Genomic DNA, 23,935 nt, shown 5'->3' with positions numbered 1-23,935 from the left:
GGATTCTGACGCTCGGTCTCGAGCAAGATGTACTGGAGCTGCCAAGGACGGGCGAGGCCGGGCAAGCGTTATGGAAGTCTCCTGGTCTGGAAGACAGCCTGCAGGCGCCTTTCGTCTTCGAACAGACGCGCGAGCGCGTCCAGCGGCTGACCTCGCGGATCGTCCGGGACCGGCTGTTTCGCCAGGTCATCCTCCGCGCCTATGACAAGCGCTGTGCCATCACCGGCCTCAAGCTCATCAACGGCAACGGACGTGCCGAGGTGGACGCGGCCCATATAAGGCCGGTAGAGGCGAACGGGCCGGACATCGTCAGCAACGGGCTGGCGTTGTCGGGCACCGCCCACTGGATGTTCGACCGAGGCCTCATCGGCCTCTCGGATGATTTGGACATCCTGATTTCGCGTCAGGCCAACGATCCGGAGAGCATTCGCGCACTGATCAACAGGACCGGCCGCGCCATAGTGCCGCCGAAGGCTTTCGAGAGGCCGCATCCCCGCTTTCTCGCATGGCACCGCGCGCACTGCTTCAAGCAGTAGGACCGGGAGCCGCCCCTCAGTCGTCCAGCTTGGCGTTATCGACCGTGCGGGTCAGGCGGGTCGCTTCGGTCTCATCCCGGATCTTCTCTGTCTTGGTGCGGCCATGCAGCGCCCGGTTGGTCGCGGCCTTCGTCTCGGCATCGGCCCGGGCGCGTGCCTTGCGGGCGCGTCTGAGATTGACGATCTCAACCATGAGAAGGTCGCGCCCTACGGGTCGATGCCATCGAACTCTTCATATTCCTCGAAGCCCGATTGGCCCTCTTCCTGCGGCACCGGCGCGCCATTCAGGATCTCGCTGCGGCGGTTCTGCCGGTAGGCGCTACGCAAGGTGGCGTAGTAATCGAGGGATTCGCTGCGCAGCTGGTCGACGATCTGCAAATTGCGCGCCCGGGCATCGAGCCCGGTGAGCACGATGCGGCCCAGCGCCAGGCCCTGCACATTGGCCTCGTTGACGCCGATGGTGACGGGGTCGGCGAACATGTCGGCCGCGGTGCCGAAGCCGTCCCGCAGGGTCGACGGGCCGAAGATCGGCAGCACCAGATACGGACCCTCGCCGATGCCCCAGACACCGAAGGTCTGGCCAAAATCCTCGGTATGGCGCGGCATGCCCGCGTCGGTCGCCACGTCGAAGATGCCGGCGACGCCGAAGGTGGTGTTGGCCATGAAACGCCCGAGGGTGTTGGAGGCGCGGTCCGGCTCGCCCTGCAGCACGTCGTTCACGAAGGTCAGCGGCTCGCCCAGATTGCGCACGAACACGGTGATACGCGTCTCGATGAAATCGGGCAGCAGGAAGTGATAGACTTCCGCCAGCGGCTTGATCAGCGCCTTGTCGAGAAACTCGTTGAAACCGAAAATCGCCCGGTTGGTGGGCTCAAGCGGATCGTTGAGGCGCTCATACTCGGCCCGTGCCGCCGGATCGGTCGGCACGCTGGCGCAGCCGGCCAGCAGAAGACCGAAGGCGATGGCAAGCGGCAGCAGGCGGAGTGAATGTCCCAAGGTCGACAGGCTGGATGATGCCACGGGGCCGAATCTCCGGCGAAAGAAGTGATAACAGGATGTTGGCCGAACGCGACCATATCGCAACATGTTCCGGCGATGCTACTGCTTCGCGATCCGCAAGGCAGGTGTGAAGAAGCTTGTTGATTATATAAGGATATCTTTATATATGCATGCGGACGGATATTCAGGGATGACTGACCCACATGGAAAACTTGCTGGCAGCGTTGAAGGCGGCGGCCGAGCCCACCAGGCTCCGGCTCCTGGCGCTGCTCGAGTACAATGAACTGACGGTTTCCGAACTGACCCAGATCCTCGGTCAATCCCAACCGCGCGTGTCACGACATCTGAAGCTCATGGCCGAGGCCGGGCTGGTCGAACGTTTCTCCGAGGGCACCTGGGCGTTCTACCGGGTCGCCGATCAGGCCCTGGGCCGCACTCTCGTTCGCGCCATCGTCGACCTGATCACCGAGGAAGACCCCGTGCTTGCCCGTGACCTTGAGAGGCTGGAGCAGGTCAAGGCGGCACGCGCCGAGGCGGCGGCCGCGTATTTCAGCGAAAATGCCGCCATTTGGGACACGATCCGCTCGCTCTACATGCCCGAGGCCGAGGTGGAGAAGGTGGTGCTCGATCTCCTCGGCGCCGAGCCCATCGGCAAGCTGCTTGATATCGGCACGGGCACCGGCCGCATGCTCAGCATTTGCGCGCATCAGATCGACCGGGGGCTGGGCGTGGACATGAACCGGGAAATGCTCGCGGTGGCGCGGGCCAATCTCGATCAGGCCCAGATCCAGAACTGCCAGGTACGTCAGGGCGACATGTATCATCTCGGCCTGCCGGCGGCCGACGTGGACGTGGCGGTCATCCATCAGGTGCTGCATTTCGCCGAGGATCCGGCCGCCGCGGTGCAGGAAGCCGCCCGCGTGCTGCGGCCGGAAGGCCGCCTGCTCATCGTCGATTTCGCGCCGCATACGCTGGAATTCCTGCGCACCGACCACGCGCATCGCCGTCTCGGATTCGCCGACGACGAAGTCATCGGGTGGTGCCGCAGCGCCGGTTTCGGCGACGTGACCATCCGCCATCTGATCGGCGGCGAACTGACGGTCACCGTCTGGCTCGCCGCCCGCCCGGGACGCAGTACCGTTCCGTCGCCCATTGTGAAGGAGAATGCATGAGTACCTTGGCCGCGACCATCGACCAGGCGACCGCGTTCTCGCTGCTGGACTGGGATCCGGGTCCACTCAGCGTGTCGTTCGAGTTCTTCCCGCCCAACAGCCCGAAGATGGAAGAAAATCTCTGGGCGGCGATCAAGCGGCTGGAGCCGCTGGCGCCGGACTTCGTCTCCGTGACCTATGGCGCGGGCGGCTCGACCCGCGAGCGTACGCACAACACGGTTGCCCGCATCCTGCGCGAGACCGATCTGACGCCGGCGGCGCATCTGACCTGCATCGGCGCCTCGCGCGGCGAGATCGACGACATCGCCCGCCGCTACTGGGACGAAGGCGTGCGTCACATCGTGGCGCTGCGCGGTGACCCGGCCGAAGGCGCGGGCGCCTATGCGCCGCATCCCGGCGGCTACGCCTACGCGGCGGATCTGGTCGCCGGACTGAAGCGGATCGGCGATTTCGACATCTCGGTGGCCGGGTATCCCGACGTGCATCCCGCCGCCCCCAGCGCCCAGTTCGATCTGGAATACCTGAAGCGGAAGGTGGATGCCGGCGCCAGCCGTGTGATCACTCAATACTTCTTTGATCCGGCGTCCTTCCTGCGGTTTCGCGACAAGGCGCGTGCCGCCGGGATCAGCGCGCCGATCGTGCCCGGCATCATGCCTGTCACCAAGTTCGCCCAGATCCAGCGCTTCAGCGCCGGCTGCGGCGCGGTGGTGCCGGACTGGCTCGGCCGGCATTTCGAGGGACTGGACGAGGATCCCGCGACCACGCGGCTGGTGGCCAGCGCCATCGTCGCCGAACAGTGCCGGCAGCTGATCGCCGCCGGCGTTCACGAATTCCATTTCTACACGCTCAACCGCGCGGAACTGACGGCCGGCATCTGCCACCTGCTCGGTCTGCGCGCCAGGGAGGCCACGCAATGACGCGCGAACAACGGCTGGAAGCGCTCGCGAAGGCGGCGCAGGAGCGCATCCTCGTCCTCGACGGGGCGTTCGGCACCATGATCCAGGGCTACGAACTGGATGAAGCGGCCTATCGCGGGGAACGGTTCAAGGACTGGGACCGGGACGTGAAGGGCAACAACGATCTGATCAACATCACCCAGCCGCACATCGTCGAGGCGATTCACGACGCTTATCTGGAAGCGGGCGCGGACATCGTCGAAACCAATACCTTCAGCTCCACGACCATCGCCCAGGCCGACTACGGCATGGAATCGCTGGCGGCCGAGCTGAACCTCGAGGGCGCGCGCGTCGCCCGCCGGGCGGCGGACAAGTGGACGGAGCGGACACCGGAGAAGCCGCGCTTCGTCGCCGGCGCCATCGGCCCGACCAACCGGACCGCCAGCCTGTCGCCCGACGTCAACCGTCCCGGCTTCCGCAACGTGGATTTCGACGAACTGCGCCTCGCCTACAAGGAGGAGACCCGCGCGCTGATCGAGGGCGGCGTGGACCTCATCCTGGTCGAGACGATCTTCGATACGCTGAATGCCAAGGCGGCGCTGTTTGCCGTCGATGAAGTGTTCGGGGAAATGGGCATCACCCTGCCGGTGATGATCTCCGGCACGATTACCGACGCCTCCGGGCGCACCCTGTCCGGTCAGACGACCGAAGCATTCTGGTATTCACTCCGCCACACCAAACCGTTCAGCATCGGCCTGAACTGTGCTCTGGGCCCCGCCCAGATGCGCCAGTTCATCGCCGATCTGTCGCGGGTTGCGGATACGCGGGTCAGCGCCTATCCCAATGCCGGGCTGCCGAACGAGATGGGCGACTATGACGAGACACCGGAAATGATGCGCGATCATCTGCGCGAATGGGCCCAGTCAGGCCTGCTCAACATCGTCGGCGGCTGCTGCGGCACGACGCCACCGCACATTCGCGCCATCGCCCGGGCCGTGGCGGACGTGCCCCCGCGTCCCATCCCCCAGCTCGACCATCGCCTGCGCCTGTCGGGCCTCGAGCCGTTCACGGCCGCCGTATGAGCATCACCGGTTTCATCAATATCGGCGAGCGGACCAACGTCACCGGTTCCGCCGCCTTCAAGAAGCTGATCCTCAACGGCGACTACGAAGGCGCCCTCGTGGTCGCGCGCCAGCAGGTCGAGAACGGCGCGCAGATCATCGACATCAACATGGACGAAGGCATGCTCGACAGCGAGCAGGCCATGGTGACCTTCCTCAACCTGATCGCCGCCGAGCCCGACATCTCGCGGGTGCCGATCATGATCGACAGCTCGAAATGGTCGGTGATCGAGGCTGGCCTCAAATGCGTCCAGGGCAAGCCGATCGTCAACTCGATCAGTCTCAAGGAGGGCGAGGCGCCCTTCGTCGATTATGCCCGCAAGATCCGCCGCTATGGCGCCGCGGTCGTGGTCATGGCCTTCGACGAGGAAGGCCAGGCCGACACCGCCCAGCGCAAGTTCGATATCTGCAAGCGCTCCTACGACATCCTGGTGGACAAGGTCGGCTTCCCGGCCGAGGACATCATCTTCGACCCGAACATCTTCGCCGTCGCGACCGGGATCGAGGAACACAACAATTTCTGCGTCGAATTCTTCGAGGCGGCGCGGATGATCCGCAAGCATCTGCCCTACGCGCACGTCTCGGGCGGCCTGTCCAACGTATCGTTCTCGTTTCGGGGCAACGAGGCGGTGCGCCGCGCCATGCATTCGGTTTTCCTCTATCACGCCATTCCGGCGGGCATGGACATGGGAATCGTCAATGCCGGTCAGCTGGACGTCTATGACGTAATACCCGCCGAGCTGCGCGAGCGGGTCGAGGACGTCATTCTCAACCGGCGGGACGACGCGACCGACCGGCTTCTGGAAATCGCCGAGCAGTTCAAGGGCGCTGGCGGCAAGAAAACCGAGGTCGACCTGTCGTGGCGCCACGCGCCGGTGAACGAGCGGCTTACCCACTCGCTGGTCAACGGCATCAACGCGTGGATCGAAGAGGATACGGAAGAGGCGCGCAGCCTCACCACGCGGCCGCTTGACGTGATCGAAGGCCCGCTGATGGACGGCATGAACGTGGTCGGCGATCTGTTCGGCGCCGGCAAGATGTTCCTGCCGCAGGTGGTCAAGTCGGCGCGTGTGATGAAGCAGGCGGTCGCCTATCTGCTTCCCTTCATCGAGGCCGAAAAGGACGCGGTCGCCGGTGCCAAGGGCAAGGTGCTGATGGCGACCGTGAAGGGCGACGTCCACGATATCGGCAAGAATATCGTCGGCGTCGTGCTCCAGTGCAATAATTTCGAGGTTCTGGATCTGGGCGTCATGGTCTCCAGCGCCCGGATCCTCGAGGCGGCCCGGGCCGAGAAGGTCGACATCATCGGTCTGTCGGGCCTGATCACGCCGTCGCTGGAAGAAATGGCGAACGTGGCGCGCGAGATGACGCGCCAGGGCTTCGAGATGCCGCTGCTGATCGGCGGCGCGACCACCTCACGCGTGCACACGGCGGTCAAGATCGCACCGCACTATACCGGGCCGACCGTCCACGTCCTCGATGCCTCGCGGGCCGTGGGTGTCGCCAGCAGCCTGATCAGCGACAGCCATAGGGCCGAGTTCGTCGGCGGCGTCGCCGCCGAATATCAGGAGATACGCGACAAGCGCGCGGGCGGCACCAAGGAAGATCGTCTGATCTCGCTGGACGATGCCCGTGCCAACCGCTATCCGGCCGACTGGAAGGCGCACCGGCCCGAGAAGCCCACCTTCCTCGGCGTGCGGACCTTCGACAATTACGACCTCGCCGAACTGACCCAGTATATCGACTGGACGCCCTTTTTCCGGACCTGGGAGCTGGCGGGCAATTATCCCCGCATTCTCGAGGACGAGATCGTTGGCGAGACGGCGCGCCAGCTCTTCGCCGACGCCCAGGCCATGTTGCAGCGGATCGTCGGCGAGCGCTGGCTGACCGCGCGGGCGGTCATCGGCTTCTGGCCGGCCAATGCCGTGGGCGACGATGTGGAGCTGTACACGGATGAAAGCCGCAGGCATGTCCACGGAACCGTGCATTTCCTGCGTCAGCAGGTCGCCAAGCGCGACGGCCGTCCGGATCTGTGCCTGTCCGATTTCGTGGCGCCCAAGGACAGCGGCGTCGCCGATTATCTGGGCGGCTTCGCCGTGACCGCGGGCATCGGCATCGACGCGCATGTGAAGGCGTTCGAGGCCAACCATGACGACTACAATTCCATTCTGCTCAAGGCGCTTGCCGATCGTCTCGCTGAAGCCTTCGCCGAGCGTATGCACGAGCGCGTGCGCAAGGAATTCTGGGGCTATGGCTTCGATGAATCCTTCAGCAACGAGGATCTGATCAAGGAACGCTATCGCGGCATTCGGCCTGCGCCCGGCTATCCGGCCTGCCCGGATCATACGGAGAAGCCCGATCTTTTCAGATTGCTTGGTGCGCCCGAAAAGGCCGGGATCACGCTCACGGAATCCATGGCCATGCTGCCGACCGCCTCCGTCTCGGGCTATTATCTCGCCCATCCGGAATCCCAATATTTCGGCGTCAGCAAGATCGGCCGTGACCAGGTCGAGGATTACGCCAGGCGCAAGGGCGAGCCGGTACAGGTGATCGAGCGCTGGCTGGCCTCCAATCTGGCATACGATCCGGAATAGCCGTTTCCGCGACGACGTTCAGAGATTGTTAAGGTAACGTTACGTAAGGTCAGCGGTATCGCCTCCTGAAACGTCCAGGGAGCGGTTAGGGCCTCCGGCGCCGCGGCGTGGCTCCAAGTTGGTCTGATCACGATGTACATGGGGCCACGCTCCTGTGGCGCCCGAAACTGGGAAAAAGCCGTGAAGAGATTTTCCGTCCTATCTTCCACCTTCCTCGTCCTGACCATGTTTTCTGTCGGTGCCCACGCTGCCACGGTGGTGACAGGTGGGAGATGCACCCAGAAACAGATGGATAACAAGCTCACCAGTTGCGAGACGAGCGAGTTCACCAACAGCGCCGGCCAAACCGGCTATAAATGCACCTGCACCGACAAAATGGTCGTAAGGAATCCCGACCTCGATTCTGCGCTCACGCCTGATCGTCCGCCGATCACGCCCGCATCTCCGTCATCGACCGAAGCCGCGCCGGCCCACAAGGCCGCGCCCCGCAACTGATTGATTGAGGCGCCGCCGGTATTCGCCAGACAGGCACCGGCGGCGTCGCCTCTGCTCCGATAGCGGGTGCTCTTTCTAACAAGTCATTGAGATAAAGCTTATTTTGTCTTGGCGGGGATGGCCTGCGCTTTTCCAGGTTCAAGTAGAAATTTACCGCCGGGTCAGGCTTCTCACGCTGCTCACGCTTTCTGAAGTAACAAATGGCCTTGATGTGGTGTTATGGGGTCTATCGGCAGTTGAGAGCTGATTTCAAATATTGCTTGTTTTTGCAAGAATTGGCGGTTACCAAATTGTAGCGGATAACAGAATCCGGGTGCGCATGTGGCATGCGCGCTTGACTTTATCTGTTGTCGGAAAAGTCAGTGAGAGTTTGACGAGGACTGTCGATGGCTACTGGTATTGTGAAGTGGTTCAATAAAACAAAGGGATACGGTTTCATCGCGCCCGATGGGGGCGGCAAGGACGTGTTCGTGCATATCACCGCCGTCGAACGATCGGGATTGGGCGATTTGCAGGAAGGCCAGAAAGTGGCTTTCGAGCTTGTCCCCGGACGAGACGGGCGCACGGCAGCTGACCAGTTGCAGTCGGTTTAACTCGGCGAACCGTATCCGCCGCCGCCTGGCGTCTCCACCACCAGGATGTCGCCGGGCGCCACGGTGATGTCCGCGCAAGCGGATAACGTCTCTACGCTCCCGTCCTGACGTTCCACCTTATTGTCACCCGGTTTCCCGGCCCCGCCGCCGTCTAGCCCGAAGGGCGCGTTCCGCCGGTTGTTCGACAGGATGCCGGCGGTCATGGCCTCGTTGAAGCGTAGCCGGCGAATGATTCCGTCGCCGCCCCGGTTACGTCCGGCGCCGCCTGAGCCGCGCCGTACCGAGAAGGCCTCCAGAACGACCGGAAAGCGGAATTCCAGCACTTCCGGGTCGGTGAGCCTCGAGTTGGTCATGTGCGTCTGGACCGCGCTGGCGCCATCGAAGCCGGGACCGGCGCCCATACCGCCCGCCAGCGTCTCGTAATACTGGTAACGGGCGTTGCCGAAGGTGAGGTTGTTCATGGTGCCCTGCGCCGAGGCGGCCGCGCCCAGGGCGCCGAACAGGGCGTTGACCACGCATTGCGAGGTTTCCACGTTGCCGGCCACCACCGCCGCCGGGTAGCGCGGGTTGAGCAGGCTGCCCTCCGGCACGATCAGGGTCAGCGGCTTGAGACAACCGGCGTTCAGCGGAATATCGCCGCCGACCAGGCACCGGAAGGCGTACAGGACCGCCGCCGTCGTGATCGCCAGTGGCGCGTTGAAATTGCTCGGCTGCTGCGGGCTTGTGCCGGTGAAGTCCACCCGGGCCGATCGGGCTGATCGGTCGACGGTGATGGCCACCTCGATCCGCGCGCCGCAGTCCATGTCCACGGCGAAGCGGCCATCCCGCAGCGTGTCGATGACACGGCGTACCGCCTCTTCCGCGTTGTCCTGCACATGGCCCATGTAGGCCTGCACGGTTTCCAGCCCGAATTGCTCGGTCATGCGCAGCAGCTCGCGCGCGCCCGTTGCATTGGCGGCCACCTGCGCCTTCAGATCGGCGATGTTCTGATCCGGATTGCGGGCCGGCCAAGGTCCGCCGGTGAGGCGGGCGCGAACGGAGTCCTCCAGGAACCGGCCTCCGGCGACCAGCTGAACATTGTCCAGCAGCACGCCTTCCTGTTCGATGCTCGTGGAATCGGGCGGCACCGATCCGGGCGTGATACCGCCGATATCCGCGTGATGGCCGCGCGTGGCGACGTGGAACAGCGGCTGGCCGTCGATGAAGACGGGCGTCACCACGGTAATGTCCGGCAGATGGGTGCCACCATTATAGGGCGCGTTGATAACGAACACGTCGCCCGGCTTCATCGCGGGATTGCCGTCGATCACGGTACGCACGCTGGCACCCATTGAGCCCAGATGCACCGGAATGTGCGGCGCGTTGGCGATCAGTCCGGCGTCGGCGTCGAACAGGGCGCAGGAGAAGTCCAGCCGCTCCTTCATGTTCACCGAGTGCGACGTGTTCTCGATGACCACGCCCATCTGTTCGGCGATGGACATGAAGAGGTTGTTGAAGATCTCCAGTTGCACGGGATCGGCTCGGGTGCCGATGGCGCTCGTCCGGGACACGGGAGCGGAGCGTTCCAGCAGCAGATCGCCTCGCGCGCTGACGGAAGCGCGCCAACCCGGTTCCACGATATTGGTGCCATGAGGCTCGGTAACGATGGCAGGACCCAGGACGGACATACCGGCCGAAAGAACAGAACGGTCTACCACTTCCGCAGTGTGCCACCGCCCCTCCGAGAATACCTTGTCGGTTGTCCGATCGATGACGGCGGTGTTAAGCGCGGCCGGGTGCGCCGCATCCGGTTGCGGCATATGACCAACCGCCTCGAGGGTCACCGCTTCGATCACCAGCGCTTTGCCGGGTTCGACAAAGCCGAAACGCTTTCGATGCGCCGTCTCGAAGGCCGCGCGCACCGACGGCAGGTCGCCCGCCAGCACGTCGAGTGCCGTATCGCTGCCGGCATAACGAAGATGCAGGCGGCGGACGGTTTCGCTGTGCTCGGCGAAGGCGGTGACGGCCGGCAGCGCGTCGGCGGCCAGCCGTTCGAAAACGTTGTTCAGCGCGGCCAGCGCATCCTCGCTCAGCGGTTGTTCCACGGTTTCCTGCCGAAACTCCCGCGCTTCGGCCAGACCCATGCCAAGGGCCGAGAGCACGCCCGCCAGCGGGTGGACCAGCACCCGAATCATGTCCAGCGCATCCGCCACCAGGCAAGCGTGCTGGCCGCCCGCGCCGCCGAAGCAGACCAGTGTGTAGTCGGAGACGTCGTGGCCCCGCTCGAGCGAGATGCGCTTGATCGCCCGCGCCATGGTCTCCACGGCGACCCGCAGGAAACCCTCCGCGACGTCCTCGGGTGTTCGGTCGCCGACCGCGCGGGCCAGGGCCGCGAATTTGTCGCGCACGGCGGCGGTGTCCAGCGGCTGGTCGCCGTTCGGCCCGAATACGCGGGGAAACCGGTCGGGATGAACCTTGCCCAGCAGCACGTTGCAGTCGGTCACCGTCAGCGGGCCGCCGCGCCCGTAACAGGCGGGGCCCGGATTCGCGCCGGCGGAATCCGGCCCGACCTGAAAACGGCCGTCCTCGAAATGCAGGATCGATCCGCCGCCTGCGGCGACGGTGTGAATGTGCATCATGGGCGCGCGGATGCGCGTGCCGGCGACGATGCTGTCGTTGACCCGTTCATAGGTCCCGTCGAAATGACAGACATCGGTGGACGTGCCGCCCATGTCGAACCCGATGATCCGGTCGAACCCGGCCAGCGCCGCCGTCCGCACCGCGCCGACCACGCCGCCCGCCGGGCCGGACAGGATGGCGTCCTTGCCCTGGAAGCGATCGGCCTCGGCCAGCCCGCCATTGGACTGCATGAACAGCAGCGGCGCGCCGCCGACTTCGCCCGAGATGCGGTCCACATAGCGGCGCAGCACGGGCGACAGATAGGCGTCGGCCACGGTGGTGTCGCCGCGGCCGACGATCTTCATCAGCGGGCTGGCCCGGTGGCTGACCGAAATCTGGCGGAAACCGATCTCGCGGCACATCGCCTCCAGCGCCTCTTCATGGGCCGGATACCGCCAGGCATGCATCAGGCACAAAGCGACACTGTCGATGCCGTCGTCGCGGGCCGCCTGCAAGGCCCTGCGCGCGCCGTCGAGATCGAGCGGCGCGAGAACCTCGCCATCGGCGGCGATCCGCTCGTCGATCTCGATGACCTGTTCGTAGAGTTGGTCCGGCAGACGGACGTCGAGATCGAACAGGCGCGGACGGTTCTGATAGCCGATGCGCAGCACGTCGCGGAAACCGCGTGTGGTGGCGAACACCACGCGGGCGCCGCGCCGCTCCAGCAGCGCGTTGGTGGCGACCGTGGTGCCCATCTTGATCGCGGCGATGGCGCCCTCGGGGATTGGGTCGCCTTCGGTCAGTCCCAGCAGGTCGCGAATGCCCTGCACCGCCGCGTCGTCATAGCGCTCGGGGGCCTCCGACAGCAGCTTGTGGGTGATCAGCGCGCCATCGGGCCGCCGCGCGACGATGTCCGTGAAGGTGCCGCCGCGATCGATCCAGAATTGCCATGTATCGGGCGTCATGGGAGTCCGTGCGGTTCGGAGAAGGAAAAGAGCCGTCCGCCGGATCAGCGAATGCGGTCGAATTCTATCAGCGAGCCGTCGCTGTCGGCAATGGAGTGCATCTTCACCAGCTCGCCATTGTCCGCGTACCACAGGTCGAGATCGATGGGCTTGCCGGTTTCCGTCACGGTTCCCGTGATCTTGAAGCGCTGGGCGGCCAGCATCCGACCGGCGGATTCCACGGTCTCGCGGCCCAGGGTCCGCACGGCGACGTCGCCTGCCGTGCCGAACTGACTGTTGAACCAGCGCGACTGCCCGATCATGGTCGGATTCCAGTAACTGGTCGGCGGCAGCGTGTCCGGCACGCTGCCCTGCTTGCCATTGGCGTTGACGCTGAGGGTGCCATCGTCTTCGGCATGGGCGTCCACTTGCCAGCTCTTGCCGTTCTCCTGCGTCGTGCTGTCGAACGCCACCAGCCGGTCGTCGGACCAGGTTTCCGTGGCCTGGTGGCGGTAGCTGTAGACGGTCAGGAACAGCAGCTTCACTTTCAGGTTCACGTCCACCTGCACCTGAAGATCCTCGCCCTTGTCGGCGAAGGTGAGGGTGGCGGTGCCGATGGGCTCGTTCTTGCGCGACACGGCGAACTCGAGCACGCCGCCCTTGGGCACGCCGTCGATGGCCGGAGACGGCGCCGCCGAGGCGCTTGCCGCGACCAGGGCGAGCATCATGGCCAACAGGCCCGTTCTGCGACGCATCATACTGCTTTCAGTTGGGCGGCTCCTCCACCGGGCCGCTGCCGCATGCTAGTGCATGCGCCGTGAAACCCCATGCGGAATCGTCGCCGCCGCTTGACAAGCGCGATGCCCGGCGACGAGCCTTGGCGCGGGGAGACAGGCGACAGGGGAGTTCGATCTTGACCATACCAGTGGTTTTCCATCACGTCGGCATCACGGTGAGCAATCTGGAGCGCTCCGTGCAATGGTATCGCGAGGTCTTCGGCCTCGAGCCGGCCTTTGCGCTGGAGGTCTCCGGCCCCAGCGCCGACAGGAATTTGCGCCTGCCGCCGCATGTCCATCGCGCGGTGCTGATCCCTGTCGGTAATTTCGCCATCGAACTGCTGGAATTCATTCCCGCGCGCCGTCCGATGGACCAGCGCCAGGACGATGTGGGCTATGTGTATCTGTGCTTCGTCGTCGACGACATCGAGGATGTCTACGCCCGGCTCACGGCCATGGGGCACGACTTTCATACCGAACCGGTCTATGCGGGCGACGAAGGACAGATCGCCGGGTCCAAGTTCTGCATCATGCGCGATCCCGACGGCAAGACCATCGAGTTCGTCCAGCCCGGTCCCGGCATGCAGGTCGCGGCGCTGCACGTCGCCGCCGCCCGCAAGGATGTTGACCTCGCCAGACCGCAAATCTTCAAGGACTGACGGTCAGCGGCGCAGGCCCATATTGGTGTTGTGCTGGGCCCGCAAGGCGTCGATCCGGTCCTCGTACAGGTCACGCACGCAGAGTTCATCGCGGCACTGGTCCCGGTTGATGACCCAGCGGCGCTGCGCCAGCTCGGCCGATTGCAGCGTCAGGCCCTGGTCCGGGCCCAGGCTGTCCGTGTACGCCAGGTAGGCGCGGTACATCTGCACGTCCAGCTTGGCCAGCTCGAACGAGCGGCACACCATGCGCTCGGCCTCCGACCGGGCATCCCGGCAGTCGAACGACGCTGGCGTGGGTTTCGGCTTGGCCTTGGGCTTTTTCGGCGGCGGCGGCTCGACGGCGCCCGGCGCCGGATCCATGGGCTGGGACGCGGCCGGCAGGGCGACAGCGACGGTCAGGGCCAGCGCGAGCGCGGCGCCGTGCAGGAAGGGCTTCAACATCCGGTTCCCCCTTGGAGCAGACAGGCATCGACTATCCCCCAGCTTGACGCCGAAGAAAAGCGTCTCTCCCGCTGGGAACGGCCCTCAGCCTTGACCGAGCAAGGTTTCGATGGCTTTCGACAAGACATTCTGCTGCCGTTCCGCCGGCCAGTCCGCCGGATCGAAGCCCGCCTGCACCGCCAGGCCGTTCACGACAGTCAGCAATTGCCGCGACAGCAGGTCGAAATCCATGTCGCCAGACAGTTTGCCCTTGCGCGCCATGGCCTCCAGCACGCCCTGGATCATCTTGCGGCTGCCGATGACGCGCCGGCGCTGCACCTCGGCGAATTCGGGATCGCCGATGGCCATGCCCCAGAACGACAGCCAGACCTGCCAGTCGCGGTGGCGGGCCTCGTCGAGCGGCAGCAGCGCTGTCAGGCATCCTTCCAGATCCTCCGGCGCCGCCGACAAGACGCTGTCGACGCGCTCCTGCGCGTTCTGCGCGGCCGCCTGGTAGGTGAACAGCAGCAATTGCCGTTTGTCGGCGAAATAGTGGCTGACGATGGCGGTGCTGTATCCCGCCGCCTTGGCCAGCTCGCGCACCGTCACGCGTTCCACGCCCACCTGCGCGATCAGGCGTGCCGCCACTTCCGCGACTTCCAGGCGACGGGCATCATGATCGACTTGGCGGGGCATTGACTTCCTGGATCAGCGGCGAGGCTTGCGGAGATTATATTTTCCGTGGCGGTCCGTATCAGACAACGGTCGATACGGTCCACGAAACGCGTATAGCATGGCGACTCGGCGACCGGAAGCCGAGCGAGAACGTGCATCGACGCACGGCCGCCGGGCAAAAAGGGGAAGATGACATGTCGGGGAACACGTTTGTACAGCTCAGCCGCCACGCGGCGCCGCTCTGCCTGGCTGGCGGCGACGCCCGCGCCAGTCGCCGCGTCGGTCTGCTGACATTCGCCGTCGCCTGCCTGCTGGGAGCCACGCCCGCCGCCGCCGCCGAGCCGGTCAGCTTCGCCAAGGATATCGTGCCGATCCTGAAGACGCGCTGTGTCATGTGCCATCTCACCGGCAAGGAACCGGGCAGCATCCAGCTTCACCCCAAATCGGCCCATGCCAGCCTGGTCGGCATCAAGTCGGTCGAGGTCGATATGATGCGGGTCGAACCGGGCAAACCCGCGGACAGCTATCTCTACCGCAAGATCGAGGGCACCCATGCCGAGGTGGGCGGCAGCGGCGCCGCGATGCCCTCCGTCGGCAGCCCGCTGAAGCCGGAACAGATCGCGCTGGTGCGCCAATGGATCGAGGAAGGCGCTGCGGATAACTGAGCGTTCCCTGCATTCCGGTCCATGCCGACCGGAAAAAACGCAGGCTGTTTCCCGTCCGGTTCGATGCTACTAACGGCGACCGTAAAGGACGCGGCATGAGCATCTGGACTACCATACTGGGCGGCGCGGCAGGTCTCATGCTGGGCGGACCGATCGGCGCGCTGCTCGGCGCCGCGGTGGGCCATGCCGCGAGCAAGACCGATCCAGAGCCGGGCGACGCGCGGGAAGGCACGCGAAGCATCAGCTTCACCATCGGCGTCATCGTGCTGGGGGCCAAGATGGCGAAGGCCGACGGGTCGGTGACCCGCGACGAGATCGACGCCTTCCGGCAGGTATTTCATATCCCCGAGCATGAGGTGAAGAACGTCGAGCGCCTGTTCGACAAGGCGCGGCGCGAGGCCACCGGCTTCGAGCCCTATGCCCACCAGTTGGCCAAGCTGTTTCGCGGCAACCGGGGCGTGCTCGAGGAGCTGCTGGACGCCCTGTTCCATATCGCCAAGGCCGATGGCGTGATTCATCCGGCCGAGGACCAGTTCCTGTACGAAGTCGCGCTGATCTTCGGCTTCGACCGGGCCGGATATGAGCGCATCCGCGCCGGCCATGTGGGGCCAGGCGATGCCGATCCCTACCGTGTGCTCGGCGTGGCGCGCGGCGCCAGCGACGACGAGATCAAGACCCAGTATCGCAAACTGGTGCGCGAGCACCATCCGGACACGCTGGTCGCCCAAGGCCTGCCGCAGGAATTCATCGACGTGGCGAACGAGAAGGTCGCCGCGATCAACGATGCTTATGACCGCATCCGCAAGCACCGCGGCCTCGGCGCATGACCCTACCGCATTTCATGCTGGCCGTGCTGGTCACGCTGGTCTGGGGTTTCAATGTCATGGTCACCAAATGGGGTGTCGATGTCATTCCCCCGGTGTTCTTCGCCGGGCTGCGCTTTTTCGTGGTCGCGCTGCTGCTCAGTCCCTGGCTCAAACCGATCAAGGGACAGATGTGGCGCATGGTCTGGATCGGCCTGACTTCGGGGGCGCTGCATTTCGGCTTGATCCTGGTTGGCTATTCGCTGACCGACCACGTCGCGCCGGTCGCCGTCGCGCTGCAGATCAACATCCCCTTCATGGTGCTTCTCGCCGTCCTGTTCCTCGGTGAGCGGGTCGGTCCCTGGCGGCTGGCCGGTATGGCCGTCGCCTTTGCCGGCGTGATGGTTCTGGGCTTCGACCCGGTCGCCTTCGACAGCCCGCTGGCCCTGATCGTGGTCTGCATCGGTGCCTGTTTCTTCGCGGTCTCGGTCATCCTGATGCGCGGCATGACCGGGGCCCATCCCATGCAGGTCCAAGCCTGGATCGCGGTGGTCAGTTTCCCGGCCTTGTTCGCGGTATCGTTCTTCATGGAGACGGGGCAGGTGGCCCATGCCGTGGATGCCGGCTGGTACGGCGTCCTGCTGGTGCTCTACACCGGCGTCGGCGCCTCCATCATGGGCCATGGCGGCATGTTCTATCTGCTGCAACGCTACCCGGTCACCTATATGGTGCCGTTCATGATCGCGCCGCCCATGCTGGGTGTCTTCTTCGGCATCTGGCTGCACGACGATCCGGTCACCACGAAACTGGCCATCGGTGGCTTGATGACCATGGGCGGTGTCGCCATTATCCAGATCCGCGAGGCGCTCAAGTCGCGCCGCCAACGCTTAACGGGGAACACGCCATGATCACCGACCGGGAATCGCCCAACTTTTCCGCCCGTCCGCCGGGATTCGACATCGACCTGTTGATCCTGCATTACACGGGGATGGGTTCGGCCCAGGCCGCTATCGACCGTCTGTGCGACCCGGAGGCCAAGGTCAGCGCCCACTACCTGATCGACGAGGACGGAACTGTTCACCGGCTGGTGACCGAGGACAAGACCGCTTGGCACGCCGGACAGTCCTGCTGGGAAGGCAAGATCGGCATGAACCAGCGATCGATCGGCATCGAACTGGTCAATCCGGGCCATGAGCATGGCTACCGCGACTTCCCCGAGGCCCAGATGGCCGCGCTGGAATCGCTGGCGCTGGACATTCTCGGCCGCCATCCCATTCCCCGGCGTCAGGTGCTCGGACATTCCGACATCGCGCCCATGCGCAAGGACGACCCGGGCGAGCTGTTTCCCTGGGAGCGCTTTTCCAGGAAGGGTATCGGCCTCTGGCCGCAGCATGTGGATCTGGAGCCGGTCTCCGGCACGGTGCGCGAGATCCAGAACGCGCTGCGGTCCATCGGCTACTGCATTCCCGTCGATGGCCAGGATTCGCCGGTCTACCGGGCGATCCTGAAGGCGTTCCAGCGGCATTGGCGGCCGTCACGGGTGGACGGCAGCGCCGACAAGGAAACGCGGACAATGATCGCGGCCGTTCAGGTCGCCGTCCAGGCCGACATGGCCGCGACCCCGCCCAAGGCAGGTGTCTGCGACCACTGAGGATTCAGGGGAAGGGCGGTCTTACGGGGCCGCCCTGACGTCCTCGTCCGAACGCTTGGCGTTGGCCGCGTCCGGCGGAATGTCGCCGGTGGGCTTGTAGATCGGGCGGTTGTCGTACTTCTTGGCCTGCTCGATCTTCTTCTCGTCCTTGCTGCTGCCGCCGCCGAAAGGATTGAGACTGTTGAGCGTTTCGCAGCCGCCGAGCAGCAGCGAAGCCGCCGCCGCAGCGAGAACCAACGATTTTGCCGGGCTGATTTTGATCATTACCGCCGAGTCCATGGAAGGGCGGCCATCATCGGCAAAAGGCTCTGGGCTTGCAAGGGCTTCTTGACCGCACGGCCGCATGGTCCCATGTTCGCCCGCGCCAGATGGCCGGATGGCCGCCGCCTGCAGGGTAACCGGCAGGGGGAGGAAAGTCCGGGCTCCACGGAAATACGGTGCCGGGTAACGCCCGGCGGGGGCGACCCCAGGGAAAGTGCCACAGAAAGCAAACCGCCTGCCGTTCGCAGCAGGTAAGGGTGAAAGGGTGCGGTAAGAGCGCACCGCGGCCCTGGTAACAGGGACGGCACGGTAAACCCCACCGGGAGCAAGACCGAATAGGGACGGCACATGCAGCGTTTCCGACGCGTCGTCCGGGTAGGTTGCTTGAGCGTGCCGGCAACGGTACGCCTAGAGGAATGGTCATCACCCGCGCAAGCGGGGACAGAACCCGGCTTACAGGCCATCTGGCGTTTCTCCCTCGCGGCGGCGTGCGCAGCCGCTGGCGCTCACGGCGTTCTCCCGTACACTCGGAGGCGCAACCGGGGAGAATGCCGTGACCGTCGAACCCTTCCAGATCGCCATACCCGAGGAAAAGCTCGAGGACCTGAAACGCCGGCTTCGCGCTGCCAACTGGCCTCGTGACATGGGCAATGACGATTGGCGCTACGGCGCCAACGGTGCCTATATGCGCGAGCTGGTGGACTACTGGCTGAACGGGTACGACTGGCGCGCGCAGGAGCGGGCGATCAACGGCTTCAGCCATTACCGCACCGAGGTGGACGGCGTGCCGCTGCACTTCATCCGCGAGCCGGGCAAGGGCCCGAACCCCATCCCGCTGGTGATGACCCATGGCTGGCCATGGACCTTCTGGGACTATCACGAACTGATCCGCCCGCTGGCCGACCCTGCCTCTTTCGGCGGCGACCCGAACGATGCGTTCGAGGTCATCGTCATGTCCATGCCGGGCTTCGGCTTCTCCTCGCCGCTGACCCAGACCGGCATGAGCGCGGCCCGGGCCGCCGATCCCATTCACCGGCTGATGACCGAAAAGCTCGGTTTCGCGCGGTATGGCGCCCAGGGCGGCGACTGGGGCGCGACGACCACCGCCCAGCTCGGCCACAAATATGCCGAAAGCGTCATCGGCATTCACCTGACCAGCACGCCGAGGCTCAACTACTGGAACAACCAGCGGCCGTGGGACGTGACCGCCGGCAAGCTGGTGCCCGACGACCTGCCGGCTGCCCAGCGCGAGCATTATCTCGGAATCCAGCGCCGCATCGCCAGCCACGTGGCGGTGCACATGCTCGACCCGCAGACGCTGGCCTATGCGCTGCACGATTCGCCGGTCGGCCTGCTGGCGTGGCTGGTCGAGCGCCGCCGCGCCTGGAGCGCCAATGACGGCGATGTGGAACAGGCCTTCACCCGGGACTTCCTGCTCACCACCACCTCGCTCTACTGGTTCACCGACACGTTCGTGACCTCGGCCCGGCTCTACGCCGAGGCGGGCAAGGTGCCGTGGAAGCCGGTTCATGACGGCACGCCGCTGGTCAACGTACCGACCGGCCTTACCTACATGGCCCATGACGTCGGCCGGAGCCTGTCCGGCGAGGCCGAAGCCCAGTTCGATGTGCGTTACCGCAAGGAACATCCCATGGGTGGCCACTTCGCCGCCGCCGAGGAACCCGAGGCGGTGGTCGACGATATCCGTGCTACCTTCCGGCCGCTCAGACAGGAGAATGCCCGATGAATGATGAACCCGTGCTGCTGCGCGCCGACACGCCCGAGGGCGTCACCACCTTGACGCTGAACCGGCCGCAGGCGCGCAACGCCCTCAGCCTCGATCTCATGGCCGCCCTGATGGATGCGCTGACCGCCATCGCCGAGGATGACGCGGTGCGCGTGGTCGTCATCGCCGGGGCCGGTCCCGCCTTCTGCGCCGGACACGATTTGCGCGAGATGCGCCTCCATCATGATCCCGATTTCATCCGGCTCACCTTCGAGACCTGCGCCCAGCTGATGCAGGCGGTAGTCGCGCTGCCTCAGCCGGTGATCGCGCGGGTACACGGCGTCGCCACCGCCGCGGGCTGCCAGCTGGTCGCGTCCAGCGATCTGGCGGTCGCGGCCGATGATTCCCGCTTCGCCACGCCCGGCGTGAACATCGGCCTGTTTTGCTCCACGCCCATGGTCGCGCTGACCCGCAACGTGGCGCCCAAGCACGCCATGGAGATGCTTCTGACCGGCGATCTCATCCCGGCGGCCCAGGCGGCGGAAATCGGCCTGGTCAACCGGCTGGTGCCATTCGCCGAGCTGGATTCAGCCGTCGGCGCGCTGGCCGCGCAGCTCGCGTCCAAATCGTCCAAGGTGCTGCGCTTTGGCAAGCATGGCTTCTATCGCCAGCTCCCCATGAACCTTCCCGACGCCTATGCGTTAGCAGCCGAGGCCATGATCGAGAACATGACGTTCGACGATGCCGCCGAAGGCATCACGGCGTTCCTCGACAAGCGACATCCAGAATGGAAGGACACCTGATGGCATTCACCAACCCCACCGACAGCGCCATCGCCACGATTCTGAAGAATACCCGCACCATCGCCGTCGTCGGCGCGGGCACCGACCGGTTCAAGCCGGTCTATGGCGTCATGAGTTTCCTGATCGCGCAGGGATACGACGTCTATCCGGTCAATCCCGTCGCGGCGGGTGAAACGGTACAGGGAAAGACCATTCTGTCCGATCTGGGCGATGTGCCCGTCCCCATCGACATGGTGGACTGCTTCCGGCGCTCCGAATTCATCCCGCCCATCGTCGACAGGGCGATCGAGGTCGGCGCCAAGACGATCTGGATGCAGCTCGGCGTCATCAACGACGCCGCGGCGGAGACTGCCCGCGCGGCGGGACTGACCGTCGTCATGGATCGCTGTCCCGTCATCGAATGGAGTCGTCTCGGCCTGTAGACGCCGCACGCGGCTTCCCTCATCATCCGGCCGGTGACCGGTTGAATGGGGAGATGCCGTGACCACCGAGACTGTTGCCCAGTCCGTTGCCAGCCGCGCCGATGCGCTCCTGGCCCGGCTGACCCTCGAAGAAAAAGTCGCGTTGCTGGCTGGCTGCGACATGTGGTCGACGGTGGCGCTGCCGCGCGTTGGCCTGCCCTCCATCTTCGTCGCCGACGGTCCCAATGGGCTGCGCTGCAACGAGAGCGAGCCGACCACGGTGTTTCCCGTCGGCGTGGCCATGGGCGCGACCTGGAACCCCGACCTGATCCGCGCCGCCGCCGCCGCCATGGGGCGTGAGGCCCGGGCCAAGGGCGTCCATGTGCTGCTCGGCCCCAACATCAATATCCAGCGCACGCCGCTGGGCGGGCGCAATTTCGAGACCTACTCCGAGGACCCGCATCTCGCCGGAGAACTGGCGGTCGCCTTCGTGCAGGGTGTCCAGAGCGAGGGCGTCGGCACCTCCGTCAAGCACTACGCGGCCAACAACCAGGAGCATGAGCGGCTGAACAGCAGCTCCAATGTCGACGAACGCACGTTGCGCGAAATCTACCTGCCCGCCTTCGAGGCGACGGTGACGCGCGCCCGGCCCGCGACCGTGATGGCCGCCTACAACCGGGTCAACGGCACCTTCATGAGCGAGCATCAAAGGCTGCTCACCGAGGTGCTGAAGACGGAATGGGGCTTCGACGGCGCGGTCGTCTCCGACTGGGGCGCGGTACACTCGACCGGTGCGGTCGCGGCCGGTCTCGATCTGGAAATGCCCGGCCCCGCCCGGCATTTCGGCCAGAAACTGGTCGATGCGGCCGAAGCGGGCGAGGTGCCCCTCTCGGCCATCGACGCCGCGGCCCGGCGGATGCTGGTGCTGATCATCGGCGCTCTCGACGGGACCGGAGAAGGCGCGCTGAACACGCCGGCGCATCAGGCCCTCTCACAAAGGATCGCCGAGGAGGCCATCGTCCTGCTCAAGAACGCGGACGAGATCCTGCCGCTGCGCGCGGACGCCCTGAAGCGGGTGGCGGTGATCGGCCCCAACGCGGATGAAGCGATTATCCAGGGCGGCGGCAGCGCCCATGCCATTCCCTTTCATGAGGTGACGCCGCTGGATGGCTTGCGGGATCTGCTCGGCGACGCGGTCGAGCTTGTCCATGCGCCGGGCGTCGACAACGAGCCCATCGTCCCCCTCATCGACCGGCGTTTCTTGAGCCCCGACCGCAACCGCTCGGCAGAAGGACTGGCGGTCCGGTATCACGCCAGCGACGACCTCTCCGGTCCCGTCATTCGCCAGGGGACCGAGGCCTACATGCACAAGTTCGGCTTTCCGCGCGATGTCGCGGGCGCCAATGCGGACACGTTCTCGGCGCGCTGGAGCGGCTTCCTCTGGCCCGACCGAAGCGGCGACTACGAAGTCGTCATCGAACACGTCACCATGCGCGGCACGGTGGCGCAGGTGCGCATCGACGGCGTGCCGGTGGCGGGCCATCTTGCGCCCGAGCCCTTCACCTTCGTCGACGTGGTGAAGATGTCGCGGGGCCGCGGCACCGTGATGCTGGAAGCGGGGCGCTGCTATCCCATCGAGATCGACTATGCCACCCGGGGTGACCGGTTCCAGCTGTTCCGCGTCGGCCTGCGTAAGCCGGCGGGCACCATCGACGAGGCCGTGGCCGCCGCCGCGCGCGCGGATGTGGCCCTCGTCTTCGTCGGTGTCTCCCGCTCGACGGACAGCGAAGGCTATGACCGCGCCGACATGGAACTCCATGGCGAGCAGAACGCGCTGGTCGAGGCGGTCGCCGCGGCCAATCCCAACACCATCGTCGTGCTGCAGAATGGCGGGCCGATGACGCTGCCCTGGCTCGGCAAGGTGAAGGGGCTGATGACGGCCTGGCTGCCCGGTCAGGAAGGCGGCCACGCCATCGCCCGCGCGCTGCTGGGACAGGTGAACCCGTCCGGCAAGCTGCCGCACACCATGCCGCGCCGGCTGGAAGACAACCCGACCTACATCCATTATCCCGGCACCCGCGACGCCAATTACGGCGAGGGCATCTTCGTCGGCTACCGCTATTACGACCGCAAGAAGATCGACCCGCTGTTCCCGTTCGGCTTCGGCCTCTCCTACACGCGCTTTGCCTATGGCGCCGCTCGCGGTCCCGCCAGCGTGCGCCAAGGCGAGGCGATCCCCGTCTCCGTCGAGGTGACCAACAGCGGCGACCGCGCCGGTCACGAGACGGTGCAGCTCTATGTGGAGGATTGCGCCGCGTCCGAGGTGCGCCCGCCCCGCGAGTTGAAGGGCTTTCGCAAACTGATGCTGGCGCCGGGAGAGACGGCGACCGTGACCTTCACGCTCACGCCCCGCGACCTGTCCTGGTACGACGTCCATGCCGGATGCTGGGTCGCCGAGCCGGGCCGGTTCATCCTGTGGTTCGGCGGCTCGTCCCGCGATCTGCCTGTCTCGATGGATCTGGAGCTGCTGGCGTGACGCCGCGCTGGACCGGCGGCGCCTGACTGTGCTTCGCTAGGCGCTCACTCTGGGGAGAGACGAAATGAGCAAGCTGTTTGGCCCTGTCGTGCAGCAGGGCTACGTGGTGCCGGACATGCACAAAGGCATCCAGCATTGGCTGGCGCGAGGCATCGGTCCGTTCTACCTGATCGAGGATATCCGGCTGCCGGCCGAGCATTATGGCGAGCGCATGGACTGCCATATCCAGGCGGCCTTCGCGTATTCGGGCGACCAGCAGATCGAGCTGATCACGCCGTACGACGACAGCGGCCCGACCATCTATGGCGACTACCTGAAGGAAAATCCCGAAGGCGGCCTGCAACACCTCGCCGTCTGGTGCGACGATGTCGACGGCAAGCTGCGGGAGCTGACCGAGCGGGGCATCAACTATGTGGTTGGCCACCGCTACATCAACTCGCACGCCTATCTGGATCTGGTGGACGCGCCGGGCGTGATGATCCAGCTCATGCCGACCGACCACGAGCACATCCTGATGTTCGACGTCATCAAGCAGGGCGCCGAGACCTGGGACGGCAAGACCGATCCGGTGCGCCCGCCATCCTGGAAGGCGACCACGCGGCGCTGATCCG

Annotated in this window: 22 protein-coding genes, 1 other RNA gene and 1 pseudogene (1 of these 24 cut by a window edge); 17 read left to right on the top strand and 7 right to left on the bottom strand. The window is 65.4% G+C overall.

The window, feature by feature from the left end; translation table 11 throughout:
* Positions 1-536 carry the 3' portion of an HNH endonuclease gene (locus tag WJU17_RS08010; RefSeq protein WP_346326805.1) on the top strand. Its footprint begins 379 nt before the window's first position, so the window shows 536 of its 915 coding nt (coding positions 380-915); the start codon falls outside the window, past its left edge; its stop codon occupies positions 534-536.
* Positions 537-552: 16 nt separating this feature from the next.
* On the opposite strand, the gene WJU17_RS08005 is transcribed toward WJU17_RS08010, so the two are convergent.
* Positions 553-729: a DUF4169 family protein gene (locus WJU17_RS08005; RefSeq protein ID WP_346326804.1), complete on the bottom strand. Its 177-nt coding sequence runs from the start codon at positions 727-729 to the stop codon at positions 553-555.
* A gap of 14 nt (positions 730-743) precedes the next feature.
* Positions 744-1,556 (bottom strand): VacJ family lipoprotein, encoded by an 813-nt coding sequence (locus WJU17_RS08000; protein WP_346326803.1) that lies wholly within the window; start codon positions 1,554-1,556, stop codon positions 744-746.
* A 182-nt stretch (positions 1,557-1,738) separates the two neighbouring features.
* Between WJU17_RS08000 and WJU17_RS07995 the strand changes: the two genes are divergently transcribed.
* The 5 genes and pseudogenes from WJU17_RS07995 to WJU17_RS07975 all read left to right on the top strand — a co-directional run bounded on the left by WJU17_RS07995 (position 1,739) and on the right by WJU17_RS07975 (position 8,406).
* Complete coding sequence (locus WJU17_RS07995) at positions 1,739-2,707, top strand: metalloregulator ArsR/SmtB family transcription factor (RefSeq protein WP_346326802.1); 969 nt, start codon at positions 1,739-1,741, stop codon at positions 2,705-2,707.
* Positions 2,704-3,624, top strand: a complete 921-nt coding sequence (gene metF, locus WJU17_RS07990; RefSeq protein WP_346326801.1) for a methylenetetrahydrofolate reductase [NAD(P)H] — start codon at positions 2,704-2,706, stop codon at positions 3,622-3,624. The genes WJU17_RS07995 and metF overlap by 4 nt, the downstream gene beginning before the upstream one ends.
* A pseudogene (metH, locus tag WJU17_RS07985) lies at positions 3,621-7,318 on the top strand (methionine synthase). Before metF ends, metH begins: the two are co-directional and overlap by 4 nt.
* 180 nt (positions 7,319-7,498) lie before the next feature.
* Positions 7,499-7,813, top strand: coding sequence for a hypothetical protein (locus tag WJU17_RS07980; protein WP_346326800.1), 315 nt, complete (start codon positions 7,499-7,501; stop codon positions 7,811-7,813).
* A 386-nt stretch (positions 7,814-8,199) separates the two neighbouring features.
* Positions 8,200-8,406, top strand: coding sequence for a cold-shock protein (locus WJU17_RS07975; protein WP_346326799.1), 207 nt, complete (start codon positions 8,200-8,202; stop codon positions 8,404-8,406).
* Here the strand turns inward: WJU17_RS07975 and WJU17_RS07970 are convergent.
* Both WJU17_RS07970 and WJU17_RS07965 read right to left on the bottom strand, forming a co-directional pair.
* A complete protein-coding gene (locus tag WJU17_RS07970; RefSeq protein ID WP_346326798.1) occupies positions 8,403-11,969 on the bottom strand; it encodes a hydantoinase B/oxoprolinase family protein in 3,567 nt (1,188 codons plus the stop codon). The two genes, WJU17_RS07975 and WJU17_RS07970, sit on opposite strands and share 4 nt — an antisense overlap.
* A 44-nt stretch (positions 11,970-12,013) precedes the next feature.
* Positions 12,014-12,706 carry a DUF6134 family protein gene (locus WJU17_RS07965; RefSeq protein ID WP_346326797.1) on the bottom strand — a complete coding sequence of 231 codons (693 nt, stop codon included), beginning with the start codon at positions 12,704-12,706 and terminating at the stop codon, positions 12,014-12,016.
* Positions 12,707-12,861: 155 nt separating this feature from the next.
* On the opposite strand from WJU17_RS07965, the gene WJU17_RS07960 reads away from it, so the two are divergent.
* On the top strand, positions 12,862-13,383 hold the full coding sequence (locus WJU17_RS07960) for a VOC family protein (protein ID WP_346326796.1): 522 nt from the start codon (positions 12,862-12,864) through the stop codon (positions 13,381-13,383).
* A 3-nt stretch (positions 13,384-13,386) separates the two neighbouring features.
* Here the strand turns inward: WJU17_RS07960 and WJU17_RS07955 are convergent, their stop codons facing one another.
* Entirely contained in the window at positions 13,387-13,824 is a 438-nt protein-coding gene (locus WJU17_RS07955) for a hypothetical protein (protein WP_346326795.1), read from the bottom strand.
* A gap of 84 nt (positions 13,825-13,908) precedes the next feature.
* On the bottom strand, positions 13,909-14,499 hold the full coding sequence (locus tag WJU17_RS07950) for a TetR/AcrR family transcriptional regulator (protein ID WP_346326794.1): 591 nt from the start codon (positions 14,497-14,499) through the stop codon (positions 13,909-13,911).
* Positions 14,500-14,672: 173 nt separating this feature from the next.
* Between WJU17_RS07950 and WJU17_RS07945 the strand changes: the two genes are divergently transcribed.
* From WJU17_RS07945 to WJU17_RS07930, 4 genes are all read left to right on the top strand, one after another.
* A complete protein-coding gene (locus WJU17_RS07945; protein WP_346326793.1) occupies positions 14,673-15,143 on the top strand; it encodes a hypothetical protein in 471 nt (156 codons plus the stop codon).
* A gap of 95 nt (positions 15,144-15,238) precedes the next feature.
* Positions 15,239-15,970, top strand: coding sequence for a TerB family tellurite resistance protein (locus WJU17_RS07940; RefSeq protein WP_346326792.1), 732 nt, complete (start codon positions 15,239-15,241; stop codon positions 15,968-15,970).
* Positions 15,967-16,854: a DMT family transporter gene (locus WJU17_RS07935; RefSeq protein ID WP_346326791.1), complete on the top strand. Its 888-nt coding sequence runs from the start codon at positions 15,967-15,969 to the stop codon at positions 16,852-16,854. Before WJU17_RS07940 ends, WJU17_RS07935 begins: the two co-directional genes overlap by 4 nt.
* Positions 16,851-17,597 carry an N-acetylmuramoyl-L-alanine amidase gene (locus tag WJU17_RS07930; protein WP_346326790.1) on the top strand — a complete coding sequence of 249 codons (747 nt, stop codon included), beginning with the start codon at positions 16,851-16,853 and terminating at the stop codon, positions 17,595-17,597. Before WJU17_RS07935 ends, WJU17_RS07930 begins: the two co-directional genes overlap by 4 nt.
* Positions 17,598-17,618: 21 nt before the next feature.
* Here the strand turns inward: WJU17_RS07930 and WJU17_RS07925 are convergent, their stop codons facing one another.
* Positions 17,619-17,861 (bottom strand): hypothetical protein, encoded by a 243-nt coding sequence (locus tag WJU17_RS07925; RefSeq protein WP_346326789.1) that lies wholly within the window; start codon positions 17,859-17,861, stop codon positions 17,619-17,621.
* 100 nt (positions 17,862-17,961) lie between these two features.
* On the opposite strand from WJU17_RS07925, the gene rnpB reads away from it, so the two are divergent.
* From rnpB to WJU17_RS07895, 6 genes are all read left to right on the top strand, one after another.
* An RNA gene (gene rnpB / locus WJU17_RS07920) (RNase P RNA component class A) lies at positions 17,962-18,330 on the top strand.
* An 81-nt stretch (positions 18,331-18,411) separates the two neighbouring features.
* Positions 18,412-19,605: an epoxide hydrolase gene (locus tag WJU17_RS07915; protein ID WP_346326788.1), complete on the top strand. Its 1,194-nt coding sequence runs from the start codon at positions 18,412-18,414 to the stop codon at positions 19,603-19,605.
* Entirely contained in the window at positions 19,602-20,387 is a 786-nt protein-coding gene (locus WJU17_RS07910; protein WP_346326787.1) for an enoyl-CoA hydratase, read from the top strand. The genes WJU17_RS07915 and WJU17_RS07910 overlap by 4 nt, the downstream gene beginning before the upstream one ends.
* A complete protein-coding gene (locus WJU17_RS07905; RefSeq protein ID WP_346326786.1) occupies positions 20,387-20,809 on the top strand; it encodes a CoA-binding protein in 423 nt (140 codons plus the stop codon). Before WJU17_RS07910 ends, WJU17_RS07905 begins: the two co-directional genes overlap by 1 nt.
* 58 nt (positions 20,810-20,867) lie before the next feature.
* On the top strand, positions 20,868-23,324 hold the full coding sequence (locus tag WJU17_RS07900) for a glycoside hydrolase family 3 C-terminal domain-containing protein (RefSeq protein WP_346326785.1): 2,457 nt from the start codon (positions 20,868-20,870) through the stop codon (positions 23,322-23,324).
* A 64-nt stretch (positions 23,325-23,388) separates the two neighbouring features.
* The gene (locus WJU17_RS07895; RefSeq protein WP_346326784.1) at positions 23,389-23,931 is read left to right on the top strand and encodes a VOC family protein; all 543 of its coding nucleotides are present in this window, start codon (positions 23,389-23,391) and stop codon (positions 23,929-23,931) included.
* Positions 23,932-23,935: the final 4 nt, after the last annotated feature.

It is taken from the genome of Iodidimonas sp. SYSU 1G8 (genome assembly GCF_039655775.1).
Lineage (GTDB): Bacteria > Pseudomonadota > Alphaproteobacteria > SMXS01 > SMXS01 > RI-34.
Note: the sequence above shows the minus strand (reverse complement) of the source record. Positions and strands in the feature narration are given on the sequence as shown.